Raw genomic sequence first — 11,536 nt, forward strand, 5'->3', positions numbered from 1 at the left:
CACCGGCCCGCGCACTGAGCGCACGTGACAAGGCCCCGGTCCTTTCAGACCGGGGCCTTTTGCGTTGGGCGTCGTCAGCGCTTGTCCAGCGGCTTCGTCACGCCGGCGAGCCCGGCGTCGAGGCTCATGCCGAGATCCTCACCCAGCTTCTTCAGCGCCGGCAGTTGCACCGCCATCGCCATCACCGAATCCAGCGCCTGATTCACCGGTGGACGGGTGTCGGCACTGGCGCCTTCGCCGCCCACGGCACCACCCAGGCCGGTGACCTGGTGGATGCGGATCGAATCGATCTTCTCCGCCGGCTTGACCATCTCGGCCAGCACCTTGGGCAGGGCCTCGACCTTGGCCAGTTCCACGCGCATCGCGCTGGCCCGCTCGTCGAGCGCGTTCTCGGCTTCGGCCAGTGCGCGCCGGCCCTCGGCCTGCGCCAGCAATTCCTGCTTGGTGGCCTGGGCACGCAGCGCCACGGCCTCGGCCTCGGCCTGTGCCGCCTTGAGCTTCGCGGAGGCGCGGTCCTGCGCCGTGGCGACCTCGGTGGCCGCCGCCAGCCGGGCGCGCGTGCCGGCCACCTCCGCCTCCTGCTGCGCCGCCAGCACGGCCACGGCCTTGCGGCGCTCCGCCTCGGCGAGCGCCTTGGCCGTGGGCACGGCCTCGGCGGCGCGCATCGACTCGGCACGCGCGGCATCGGCTGCAGCTCGCGCCTGGCTCTCGGCCTGGCTCTGCTGCGCGATCGCGATCTGGCGCTGCTGCTCGGCCAGCGCCAGGTCGCGCTCGCGGGCGATCTCGGCTTCTGCCAGCGCCTTGGCCTGGGCGATCTCGGCCTCGCGGATCAGCCTTTCACGCTCCAGATCCGCCGTGCGGATGCGCTGCTCCATCTCGATGCGCGCGCGGGTGGACGCCAGCTCGCTCTCGGCCTTGCGCTGCACAACCTCGGCCAGCTGCGCCGCCTTCAGCGTCTCGATCTGCTGCACCTGCGCGATCTGCGCCGCCTGCTCGTCGAGCTCGATCTGCAGCTTGCGCCGCGTGGCCTCCATCGCCGCCTTGCGCACCGACACCTCCGCGTCGGCGTCGATCTCGGCGCGCTCCTTCTTGCTCTTGGCGATGACCTCCGCCAGCTTGCGCATGCCCACGGCGTTGAAGGCGTTGTTCTCGTCCAGCGCCTTGAAGGTCGTCTGGTCCAGCGCCGTCAGCGACACGGTGTCGAGTTCCAGGCCGTTGCGCGCCAGCGACTCGAGCAGCGACTCGCGCACCTCGGCAACGAAGCGGCCGCGGTTCTCGTGCAGCTCGTCCATCGTGAAGCGCGCGGCGACGGCGCGCAGCGCATCCACCAGCTTGCCCTCGATCAGCTCGCGCAGCTTGGCCGCATCGAAGGTGCGGCTGCCCAGCGTCTGCGCGGCGCGCGCGATGCCGTCCTCGGTGGCGATCACGCTGACGTAGAACTCGGCGCCCACGTCCACGCGCAGCCGGTCCTTGGTGATCAGCGAGCTCTCGCCGCTGCGCTGGACCTCCAGGCGCAGGCTCTGCATGTTCACGCGCGAGATCTGGTGGAAGTAGGGGACGGCGATGACGCCACCGTCCATCACGATGCGGCGGCCGCCGACACCGGTCTTGACCAGGCTGACCTCGCGCGTGGCGCGCTCGTAGAAGCGGGCGAGCACGACGATCACGATGGCCAGGACGACGACGATCAGAAGGAACCAGAGGAACGCGGTCATGGCTTCACAGTCCGTGGAGGTTGCTGAGCAGGTGCGACGACATGCCGCCGTCCACCGCGAGGTTGGTGCCGCGGATCCAGCCGCTGGCGTCGCTGAGCAGGAAGGCCACCACCGGCGCGATGTCGGCCGGCGTGCCCGGGCGGTCCATCACGCGCATGTCCTCCTCGGCGCGCGCGCCCAGCGTCTGCACGAAGTCGCCGAGGATGGGCGTGTCCACCGGGCCGGGGCTGACGGCATTCATGCGGATGCCGCGCTCGCGCCAGGTCCAGCGGTTCTGCAGCGTCCAGGCCACCAGGGCCTCCTTGCTGAAGAAGTAGCTGCGGCCGTTGGCGTCGCCGGCGTCGTGTGTGGCCACGAAGTCGGCCACGTCGTCGAAGTCGAGCTGCTCGGCGGCGTGGATCGAACTCACGTGATTGGCCCAGTCGAAGCCGGCCAGCGACGCCAGGTTCACGATGCTGGCGCCGTCGGCCAGTTTCGGGATCAGCCCGAGCGTCAGCGCCTTGAGGCCCACCAGGTTGACCTTCAGCACCACCTCGGCCGGGGCGGTGGGCGGCACGCCGGCGATGTTGGCCAGGCCGTGGATGCCGGCGGGCAGCACGCGCAGCAGTTCGCGGATCTGTGCCGGGTCCGTCAGGTCCACCTTGTAGAGCGCGTCCACGTGCTCTTGCGTCATCGTGCGGTCCACGCCGAGCACGGTGGCACCCCACTGCTTGCACACGCGCGCCGTCTCCAGGCCGATGCCGCTGGCACAGCCCGTGACGACGATGGTCTTGCCTTCGAGAAGTTTCTTCATCGGGTCTCCCGCCGGGCCGCCCCAAGGGGGACCCGCGCCCCAAAGGCCACGAAGTGGCCCCTGACGGGTCCTCGGGGCAGCGAACGAAGTGAGCGTGGGGGCTTCATCTCAGAACATCGGGGGGTAGGGCCGCCCACCACGATCCAAGGTGATCCAGCGCGTCTCGGTGAAGGTCTCGTGCGACCAGCGCCCGCCGTGCCGCCCCAGGCCGGACGCCTTCGCGCCACCGAAGGGCACGTGCGGCTCGTCGTTGACGCTGCTGCAGTTGATGTGGCACATGCCGGTGTCGAGCCGCTGCGCGATGCGCAGCCCGCGCGCCTCGTCCTTCGTCATCACGCCGCTCGACAGGCCGTACTCGGTGTCGTTGGCGATCGCCACCGCCTCGTCGTCGCTGCGGAAGGGGATCACCGGCACCACCGGGCCGAAGGTCTCCTCCTGGTAGACCTTCATCTGCGGCGTCACCCCCAGCAGGATGGTGGGCTCGATGAAGCGCCCGCGCACGCCGCCGCCGAGCAGCACCTTGGCCCCCTTGGACACCGCGTCGTCGATCTGCTCCTTGACCTTGGCCGCCTGCTTGTCGTTGATCAGCGGGCCGATGATGGCGCCGTCGTCGGCGCTGGGGTCACCCACCTTCAGCCTGGCGGCACGCTCGACGAAGCGCTGGACGAAGGGCTCGAAGATGGTGTCCTGCACCAGCACCTTCTCCACCGACATGCAGATCTGGCCCTGGTGCATGAAGCTGCCGAAGTTGGCGGCCTGGGTGGCGCGGTCCATGTCGGCGTCGTCGCAGACGATCAGGCTGTCCTTGCCGCCGAGCTCCACACAGGCCTTCTTCAGGTGCGCGCCGGCACGCGCGGCGATCATGCGGCCCACCGGCGTGCTGCCGGTGAAGCTGATGCCCTTGATGCGCGGGTTGTCGATCAGCTCGTCGCCGATGGCGACGATGTTCTCGCGCGAGCAGGTCAGCACGTTGAGCACGCCCGGCGGCACGCCGGCTTCCTCGAACACCTCGGCGAAGAACAGGCCGCCGGTGTAGGGCGTCTCCTCCGACGGCTTGAGCACGCAGGTGTTGCCCGCGGCGATGGCGAAGGCGATGCCGCGCGCCGTCAGCAGCGACGGGAAGTTCCAGGGGCTGATGCAGGTGATCACGCCCATCGGCCGGCGCATGGCCATCGACAGCTTGCCGTTCTCCGACGGCAGCACCTCGCCGATGGCGGCGTAGTTGCTCGCCGCCGCGGCATAGAACACCTCGGGCACGTAGCCGGCCTCGAACATGCCCTTGCCCATCCAGCCGCCGCCCTCGTGCTTGAGTGCCTCGACCAGGTCCTTCTTGCGCCGCTCCACCACCTCGGCGATCTTGATCATGTAGTGGCTGCGCTGCTGGAACATCAGCGCCGACCAGGCCGGGAAGGCAGCCTGCGCGGCGTCGATGGCCGCGCGCGTGTCCTGCAGGCTGCCGTCGGGCACGCGGGCCCAGACGTTGCCGTTGGCCGGGTTCAGGTCGTCGAAGCTGCGGCCGGGGTGGACCCAGCGGCCGCCGATGTACAGGCCGTCGAAGTTGCGTGCCATGTCAGGTCTTCCTCTTCAGGGTGCCGTCGGGCTGGCGTTCCCAGACCTCGATGCCGGGCCGGTGCCAGACCTCGATGGCCGGGGTCGACGCAGATCGCGGCGCTGATGCCGATGCGGGGACAGGCGCGGGCGCGCTGCGCTGTGCCGCCTGCGTGATGCGTGCCACGGCCTCGTCGAGCGTGCCGCTGGTCTTCAGCTCGGCCCGCGCGCGCGCCGCCAATGCGTCGTCGCGCGGTGCCTGGCGCTGCGTCGTCACGTCCTCGGCCTGGCGCTGCGACGCGATGCGCACCAGGTCGGCAATGCGCGTGGGCACCAGCTGGTCGGCCGAGGTGCTGACCACCGGGCTGCCGTAGCCACCGGTGGACGGTGCCGTGACGGCAGCCAGCGCGTGCGCGGCAATGGCCGCGGCCGGCACCGCCGATGGCGTGGCCGCAGGTGCAGGCGCAGCCGCATGCCCTGCCGCGCCGCCCAGGTAGGCGGCCTGCACCGCCGGGTCGCGCGCCAGCTGCGCCGCCGGCCCCTGGCCGACGATCTCGCCGTTCTCCAGCAGGTAGGCGCGGTCGGCGATGGCCAGGCTCTGGCGGGCGTTCTGCTCCACCAGCAGCACACCCACGCCGCTGTCGCGGATGGTGCGCAGGTTGCGGAAGAGTTCGGTGCACAGCAGTGGGCTGAGGCCCAGCGATGGCTCGTCGAGCATCAGGATGGTGGGCGCGCTCATCAGCGCGCGGCCGATGGCCACCATCTGCTGCTCGCCGCCGCTCATCGTGCGCGCCACCTGGCCGCTGCGTTCCGACAGTCGCGTGAACAGGCCCAGCACGCGGTCCAAATTGGTCTGCTGGCCGTCGCGCGCACGGTGGGCGAAGGCACCGAGCGCCAGGTTCTCCTGCACCGTCAGGTCGCCGAAGATGCCACGGCCTTCGGGCACCAGGGCCAGGCCGGCCTCGACGATGCGGTGCGGCGGCAGGCCTGCGATCGAGGTGCCGTCCAGACGCACGCTGCCGGCCCCGCGCTCCAGGCCGGCGATGGCCTTCAGCAGCGAGGTCTTGCCGGCGCCGTTGGCGCCCAGGATGACGACGATCTCGCCCGGGGCCACCGTCAGGCTCACGCCCTTGAGCGCGCGGTGCTGGCCGTAGGTGACGGCGAGGTCCTTCACCTCAAGCATCGCCGTCTCCCAGGTAAGCGCGGATCACTTCCTTGTCGGACAGCACCTCGGCCGGCGTGCCCTCGGCGATCTTCACACCGCTGCTCATCACCACGCAGCGGTCGCACAGGCTGCGGATGGCGTCCATCACGTGCTCCACCAGGATCACCGTGCGGCCGTCGTCGCGCAGGCTCTTGATCAGCTCGATGCCGGTCTGCAGTTCGGTGGGGTTCAGGCCGGCCAGCCACTCGTCGAGCAGCAGCACGCGCGGGTCGCCGGCCAGCGCACGCGCCAGTTCCACGCGCTTCTCGTCGATGTAGGTCAGCGCCGAGACGGGCAGCTTCGCGGCGTGGCCGATGCCCACGCGCTCCAGCTGGCGCTCGGCGTGGCGGCGCGCCTCGCGGCCCCATAGCCGCTTGTGGCCGAACACGGCACCGGCCATCACGTTCTCGATCACGCTCAGCCCCGGCAGCACACGCACCAGCTGGAAGGTGCGGCCGACGCCAGCGCGCGAGATCTCGCGTGCCGGGCGGCCGGAGATCAGCATGTCGTCCAACGTGATGTCGCCCGCCGTCGGCACCAAGGCGCCGCTGATCAGGTTCATCATCGTCGTCTTGCCCGAGCCGTTGGGGCCGATGATGCCCATCACCTCGTGCTCGCGCACGTTAAAGCTCACGTCGTCCACGGCGCGCAGGCCGCCGAAGTGCTTGGCGACGTTCGACACCTCGAGCACGATGCGCTCACGCATGGTCGTGCCCCTTCCTCTTCAGCTTCTCGAGCAGGCCGACGACGCCCTGCGGGATGAAGTAGACGATGAGCAGGAAGGCCACGCCCAGCAGCAGCACCGTCTGGGTGGGGAAGCTGGCGCTGATGGCCTCCCACAGCAGCGTGAAGGGCACGACGCCGACGATGGGCCCCCACAGCCGGTGCACGCCGCCCAGCAGCGCCATGATCACGACCTGGAACGACAGGTCGGGCGCGAAGGCCATCGACGGCTCGATGTAGGTGAAGCGCGGCGCCATGATGGCGCCGACGATGGCGGCCACCACGCCGCTGATGACGAAAAGCAGCACCTTGGCCCGCGGCGAATGGATGCCCACGTGCGAGGCGACCAGTTCGTCGTTGCCGATGATGCGCAGCGCAAAGCCCAGGCGCGAGCGGTTGATCCACCAGCCCAGCAGCGCGACGATGGCGCCCAGGGCCAGCAGCTGCCAGTAGATGTGCTGGTCCTTCAGGTCGGTCAGCACGTACATGCCACGGCTGCCGGTGAAGTTGTTCTGCACCCAGGTCACGACCTGGCGGATGAACTCCGCCAGACCGAGCGTGAAGATCACGAAGTACACGCCCGACAGCCGCAGCGTGGCCAGGCCCACCAGCAGCGCGAGCACGCCACCGCCGACGGCCGAGATCCCCACCAGCACCGCATACGGCAGGTGCTCGATGCCCGAGCCCACGGTGTAGGCGCCCAGGCCGTAGAAGGCCGCGGTGGCCAGCGAGATGTAGTGCGTGGGCCCGGAGAACATGGCCCAGGACGTGGCCAGCACGCCGTACATCGCGATCGAGATGCCCAGCGTCAGCAGGTAGGCGTTGCCCAGCGCCGGCAGGAAGGCCAGCACCACGAAGGCGGCCGCGAACCCGGCCATCAGGATCTTCTCGCGCCGGGTCACGACGCCCGCCTTCCGAACAAGCCTTGCGGGCGGAACAGCAGCACCAGCACGAAAAGCAGATAGGCCGCGGCCAGCGTCAGCCCAGGGTCGATCACGCTGGCGACGAAGGTCTCCGCCAGGCCCAGGATGACCGCGGCGACGACGGCGCCGCGCACGTCGCCCACGCCGCCCATGATGACGATGATCAGCGCCTTCATCGTGAACAGCACACCGATGGACGCGTCCAGCGTCAGGAAGGTCGACAGGATGGTGCCGCCCGCGGCGGTGATGGCCCCGCCCAGCGCGAAGGCCAGCGTGTTCATGGTTTTCACGTCTATGGCGACCAACCCGGCCGAGCGCGGGTCCACCGCCACGGCGCGCAGCGCCATGCCGGTGCGGGTGGCGTGCAGGCCCCACCACACCAGCGCGCAGATGGCCGCTGCGGCCAGTGCCGCGACGATGCGGTTCAGGCCGAAGGGGCTGCCGAACAGTTCGAAGGGCGTGGCCAGGAAGCTGTAGTTGAAGAACTCGCCGCCGAAGGCCCAGCGCATCAGGCCCACCATCGCGAAGCTCATGCCGAAGGTGGCCAGGATGCTGTCCACCTCCAGCTGGCCGCGGTTCTTCGCGCGCCGCACCAGCGGCAGCAGCAGCCACCGGTAGATGGCCGCGTTGAGCAGGAAGGCCGCCGGCACCACGAACAGCAGCGCCAGCATCGGATTGACGCTCTGGGCCGTGAACACCCAGAAGGCGCCGAAGGCCCCGGCCACCAGCATCTCGCCGTTGGCCAGGTTCATGATGCGCGCCACGCCGTACTGCAGGGTCAGGCCCATCGCCAGCAGCGAATAGGTGGCCCCCAGCAGGATGCCGGTGATCAGGATGTCCATGGTGGGTCGGAGATCGCGCGCCGGGCCGGCCGGCGCGCGTGGGCTTCAGGAGGTCACCAGCCGGTCTTCAGCTGCACCGGGCGCTCGCCCGGCTTGCCGGTGGAGGCCACGCCGACGAACTTGCCGCCCTGCCACTGGCCCACGGTCCAGTAGTTCTCGATGATCTGGTTCTTGAAGGTCCAGTCGCCGAGCACGGTCTTGAAGCTGTTCTTCTTGATGTAGTCGGTCACCGCCGCCTTGTCGACGCCGCCCGTGCCCTCGATGGCCTGCTCCAGCACCTGCAGGCTGGCGTAGGTGACGGGGCCGGCCCAGTAGTCGGCATCGACGCCGGTGATCTTCTTGTGCGTCTCGAAGTAGCCCTTCATCTCCGGCGCGTCGGGGTTGATGCCGCCGGCACCCAGCACGTGCTCGGCCGACTTGCCGTACTTGGCGCCGAAGGCGGGGAAGCAGGTGGCCACGGCCGAGTAGTAGGCCTTGACGTTCAGGCCCTCGATCTTGGCCAGCTCGGCCAGGGCGAAGGTGTCGGGCGGGTACGACCAGGCGACGAAGGCGTCGGGGTTGGCCGCCTTGGCGCCCTTCATCACCGGGGCCAGGTCCTGCGTGCCCAGCGGGTAGCTCTTGTCGAACACCAGCTCCAGGCCGTGCTGCTTGAAGATCGGGCGCGCGGCCTCGGCCAGCTCGATGCCGAAGGCGTCGGCCACGTTGACCATGGCCACCTTCTTGCCGATCTTGCCCTCGTCGACCAGCTTCTTGAGGATGTCGGCCACCGAGTTGGCGAAGGCCGTGGTGCTGCCCAGCGTGAGGAACAGCGTGGGGTAGCGCTTGGTCAGCTCCGGCCCCTTGTCGGTGATGGCGCTGACGGCGATCTGCGGGTAGCCGTACTTGGCGAACACCGGCGCAGCCGCCAGGTTCAGGCCGGTGCCATAGGGGGCGATGATGAAGTCGGCCTTGTCCTGCGTGGCCAGGCGCTCGACGGCCTTGATGGTCTCGCCGGGGTTGGTGCGGTCGTCGTACTCGACGAGCTCGATCTTGCGCATCGAGCCGTCCTTCATCTTCAGCCCGCCGCGCTCGTTGACTTGCGTGACCCACATCTTGATGCTGGGCCACTGGGTGACGGCGGCGCCACCGGCCAGCGGGCCGGTCTTGGGCGCCACGGCGCCGATCTTGATCGTCTGCTGGGCCGCTGCCGGCAGCGACACGGCAAGTGCCGCGGCGGCGGCCAGGGCCAGGGTGGTTCTGCGTTGCATCGTCTTGTCTCCGTCGGTGGGTTGCAGGGTCTAGAAGGGGTAGTGCGCCGGCTCGCCCTGCACGGTGATCCAGCGCAATTCGGTGAATTCGTCGATGGCGGCGGTGCCGCCGAAGCGGCCGTAGCCGCTGGCCTTGACGCCGCCGAAGGGCATCTGCGGCTCATCGTGCACGGTGGACGCGTTGACGTGGCAGATGCCGGAGTCGATCTGGCGCGCCACGGCCAGCGCACGCACCACGTCGCGGCCGAAGACGGCGGCGGCCAGGCCGTAGTCGTTGTCGTTGGCCACGGTGACGGCTTCTTCCACCGAATGCACGCGCACCACGCCGACCACCGGGCCGAAGCTCTCGTCGCGGTAGAGGCGCATGGCCGGCGTCACGTGGTCCAGCAGCGCCGGCTGCATCACCGTGCCCTCGGCCTCGCCCCCGGCCACCAGCACCGCGCCCTTGGCCATGGCGTCGTCGATCATGCTGCGCACGCGGTCCACGGCGTCGCGGTCGATCATCGCGCCGAGCACGCAGCCTTCGCTGCCGGGCACGCCGGCACGCAGCGTGCGCACCTTGGCGGCCAGCTTCTCGACAAAGGCGTCGGCCACGCTGGCGTCCACCACCAGGCGCTCGGTGCTCATGCAGATCTGGCCCTGGTTGGCGTAGGCGCCGAAGGCGGCGGCCTGCACGGCGGCATCGAGGTCGGCGTCGTCCAGCACCACCATCGGCGCCTTGCCGCCGAGTTCCAGCAGCGCACGCTTGAGGTGGCGGGCACAACTTTCGGCGATCAGCCGGCCCACGCGCGTGGAGCCGGTGAAGCTGACACGGCGCACCGCCGGGTGGGCGATCAGCGCATCCACCACGGCGCGCGCATCGGCCGGCGCGTTGCTGACCACGTTCAGGGCGCCCGGCGGCAGGCCGCCAGCGCGCAGCGCCTCGGCGATCAGCCGGTGCGTCATCGGGCACATCTCGGCCGACTTCAGCACGACGGTGTTGCCGCAGGCCAGCGGCATGGCCACCGCACGCACGCCCAGGATCACCGGCGCGTTCCACGGCGCGATGCCCACGCACACCCCCGCGGGCTGGCGCACGGCCATCGCCAGCTTGTCCGGGTGCTCCGACGGGATCACCTGGCCGCCGATCTGCGTGGTCATGGCCGCGGCCTCGCGCAGCATCTCGGCGCCCAGGCGCACGTTGAAGGTGGCCCACTGCCGCGACGAGCCGGTCTCGCGCGCCATGGTGCGCACGAAGTCGGGCGTGCGCGCCAGCAGTTCGTCGGCGGCGCGGTTGAGCACCGCGCGGCGCGCGCCCGGCGGCGTGGTCGACCAGGCCGGAAAGGCCGCCGCGGCCGCGCTGGCGGCGGCCTGGGCATCGGCTGCGCTGGCCGCGGCGGCCACGGTGACCACCTCGCCGCGCACCGGGTCGCGGCGGTCGAACGTGGCGCCGCCGGTGGCGGGGGCGTCGCGTTCGCCGATGAGCAGGTGGGCGGTGTACATGGGTGACGTCAGCGTGAGCCGCGACTGTGGCCCAGGAGGCCAACCCTGTTCATGTATCTTTATGGCATGAGATTGACCGTTTCTGGAATCCGGCCTCCGGAGTTTCCTGAACAGGGTTGGCCCGGGGGAGCGGCGCGATGAGCCCCTGGGGATCGGCGGCGTTCTCCGGCGCGCGCGAGGTGCAGGCGCTGCACATCGAGCCCACGCTGCACCCGCAGCGCTGGTCGCTGGAGGGCCCCGCGCCGGCCGGCGGCGGGGCGCTCTCGCGCTGCGTGCATCTGGCCAACGGGCGTGGGCAGCTCTGGCACGCCGACGGCGAACTGCCGCTGCGGGGCGGCGACGTGGTCTGGCTGCCGGCCGGACAGGCGCGGGCGCTGCGCGTGGATGCGGGCACGAGCGGCCTGACCGTGGGCGTGACCGACGCCCTGCTGGCCGCCGCCGCCGGAGACCGCCCGGATGCCGCACCGCTGCGCGCGGTGAGCACCCGACTGGTGGTGCTGGGCGGCGTGGAACCGGCGGCGCGCGACGAGCTGGTGCGCTCGCTGCGGGCCATGGAGGCCGAGGCCCGCAGCGGCGCCAGCGTGTCGCGGCCCTACCTGGTGGCGCACCTGACGCTGGTGCTGGTGGCGCTGTGGCGGCTGGCCAGCCACACCGGCGTGGAGGCGGCGCTGGCACCGGGGCAGGGCCGACTGCTGCGCTTTCGCCACCTGGTGGAGGCGCAGTTCCGCCACCACTGGCCGGTGGCGCGCTACGCGCAGGAGCTGACCATCTCGCCCGACCGCCTGCACGACCTGTGCGTGCGCACCCTGGGCCGGCCGCCGCTGGCCCTGGTGCACCAGCGCGTGGTGCGCGAGGCCTGCAGCCTGCTGGCGGGCACGGACCTGTCGGTGGAGCACGTGGCACAGGACCTGGGCTTCGGCAGCGGCAGCCACTTCAGCCACTTCTTCCGCCGCTGGACGGGCAGTGCGCCGGGCCGGTGGCGGGCGCAGTCGCGGGCGTTGTCCGCGGCCGGGCGCCCGCCGGGGCCCACCAGCTACGCCGACTGGCCGTGAGCCGATC

General features: G+C 70.7%; 9 protein-coding genes and 1 pseudogene. 1 reads left to right on the forward strand and 9 read right to left on the reverse strand.

Features of this window, described 5'->3' with window-relative positions; all coding sequences use genetic code 11:
* Positions 1–74: 74 nt before the first annotated feature.
* The 9 genes and pseudogenes from ENE75_RS07890 to ENE75_RS07930 all read right to left on the reverse strand — a co-directional run bounded on the left by ENE75_RS07890 (position 75) and on the right by ENE75_RS07930 (position 10,477).
* A complete protein-coding gene (locus ENE75_RS07890; protein WP_128197562.1) occupies positions 75–1,715 on the reverse strand; it encodes a flotillin family protein in 1,641 nt (546 codons plus the stop codon).
* 4 nt (positions 1,716–1,719) lie between these two features.
* On the reverse strand, positions 1,720–2,508 hold the full coding sequence (locus ENE75_RS07895) for a coniferyl-alcohol dehydrogenase (protein ID WP_128197564.1): 789 nt from the start codon (positions 2,506–2,508) through the stop codon (positions 1,720–1,722).
* A 108-nt stretch (positions 2,509–2,616) separates the two neighbouring features.
* Positions 2,617–4,077: an aldehyde dehydrogenase family protein gene (locus ENE75_RS07900; RefSeq protein WP_128197566.1), complete on the reverse strand. Its 1,461-nt coding sequence runs from the start codon at positions 4,075–4,077 to the stop codon at positions 2,617–2,619.
* A gap of 463 nt (positions 4,078–4,540) precedes the next feature.
* A pseudogene (locus tag ENE75_RS25270) lies at positions 4,541–5,239 on the reverse strand (ABC transporter ATP-binding protein); the annotation flags it as partial.
* Positions 5,232–5,966, reverse strand: a complete 735-nt coding sequence (locus tag ENE75_RS07910) for an ABC transporter ATP-binding protein (RefSeq protein WP_128197571.1) — start codon at positions 5,964–5,966, stop codon at positions 5,232–5,234. The gene ENE75_RS07910 and the pseudogene ENE75_RS25270, both read right to left, overlap by 8 nt.
* On the reverse strand, positions 5,959–6,885 hold the full coding sequence (locus tag ENE75_RS07915; protein ID WP_233258982.1) for a branched-chain amino acid ABC transporter permease: 927 nt from the start codon (positions 6,883–6,885) through the stop codon (positions 5,959–5,961). The genes ENE75_RS07910 and ENE75_RS07915 overlap by 8 nt, the downstream gene beginning before the upstream one ends.
* Positions 6,882–7,748 carry a branched-chain amino acid ABC transporter permease gene (locus ENE75_RS07920; protein WP_128197573.1) on the reverse strand — a complete coding sequence of 289 codons (867 nt, stop codon included), beginning with the start codon at positions 7,746–7,748 and terminating at the stop codon, positions 6,882–6,884. Before ENE75_RS07920 ends, ENE75_RS07915 begins: the two co-directional genes overlap by 4 nt.
* 53 nt (positions 7,749–7,801) lie before the next feature.
* A complete protein-coding gene (locus ENE75_RS07925) occupies positions 7,802–8,995 on the reverse strand; it encodes an amino acid ABC transporter substrate-binding protein (protein ID WP_128197576.1) in 1,194 nt (397 codons plus the stop codon).
* Between the two features lie 30 nt (positions 8,996–9,025).
* Positions 9,026–10,477: an aldehyde dehydrogenase gene (locus ENE75_RS07930; protein ID WP_128197578.1), complete on the reverse strand. Its 1,452-nt coding sequence runs from the start codon at positions 10,475–10,477 to the stop codon at positions 9,026–9,028.
* Positions 10,478–10,614: 137 nt separating this feature from the next.
* Here ENE75_RS07930 and ENE75_RS07935 point away from each other — a divergent pair, with 137 nt between their 5' ends.
* The gene (locus ENE75_RS07935) at positions 10,615–11,529 is read left to right on the forward strand and encodes a helix-turn-helix domain-containing protein (protein WP_128197581.1); all 915 of its coding nucleotides are present in this window, start codon (positions 10,615–10,617) and stop codon (positions 11,527–11,529) included.
* Positions 11,530–11,536: the final 7 nt, after the last annotated feature.

Origin of the sequence: Rubrivivax albus, from assembly GCF_004016515.1 — a bacterium.
In the GTDB taxonomy this organism is placed as follows: domain Bacteria; phylum Pseudomonadota; class Gammaproteobacteria; order Burkholderiales; family Burkholderiaceae_C; genus Rubrivivax; species Rubrivivax albus.

Coding starts and splice junctions, on each gene's coding strand:
- ENE75_RS07910 (WP_128197571.1), bottom strand. CDS start 5,966: ATGCGTGAGCGCATCGTGCTCGAGGTGTCGAACGTCGCCAAGCACTTC.
- ENE75_RS07930 (WP_128197578.1), bottom strand. CDS start 10,477: ATGTACACCGCCCACCTGCTCATCGGCGAACGCGACGCCCCCGCCACC.
- ENE75_RS07925 (WP_128197576.1), bottom strand. CDS start 8,995: ATGCAACGCAGAACCACCCTGGCCCTGGCCGCCGCCGCGGCACTTGCC.
- ENE75_RS07935 (WP_128197581.1), top strand. CDS start 10,615: ATGAGCCCCTGGGGATCGGCGGCGTTCTCCGGCGCGCGCGAGGTGCAG.
- ENE75_RS07895 (WP_128197564.1), bottom strand. CDS start 2,508: ATGAAGAAACTTCTCGAAGGCAAGACCATCGTCGTCACGGGCTGTGCC.
- ENE75_RS07920 (WP_128197573.1), bottom strand. CDS start 7,748: ATGGACATCCTGATCACCGGCATCCTGCTGGGGGCCACCTATTCGCTG.
- ENE75_RS07890 (WP_128197562.1), bottom strand. CDS start 1,715: ATGACCGCGTTCCTCTGGTTCCTTCTGATCGTCGTCGTCCTGGCCATC.
- ENE75_RS07900 (WP_128197566.1), bottom strand. CDS start 4,077: ATGGCACGCAACTTCGACGGCCTGTACATCGGCGGCCGCTGGGTCCAC.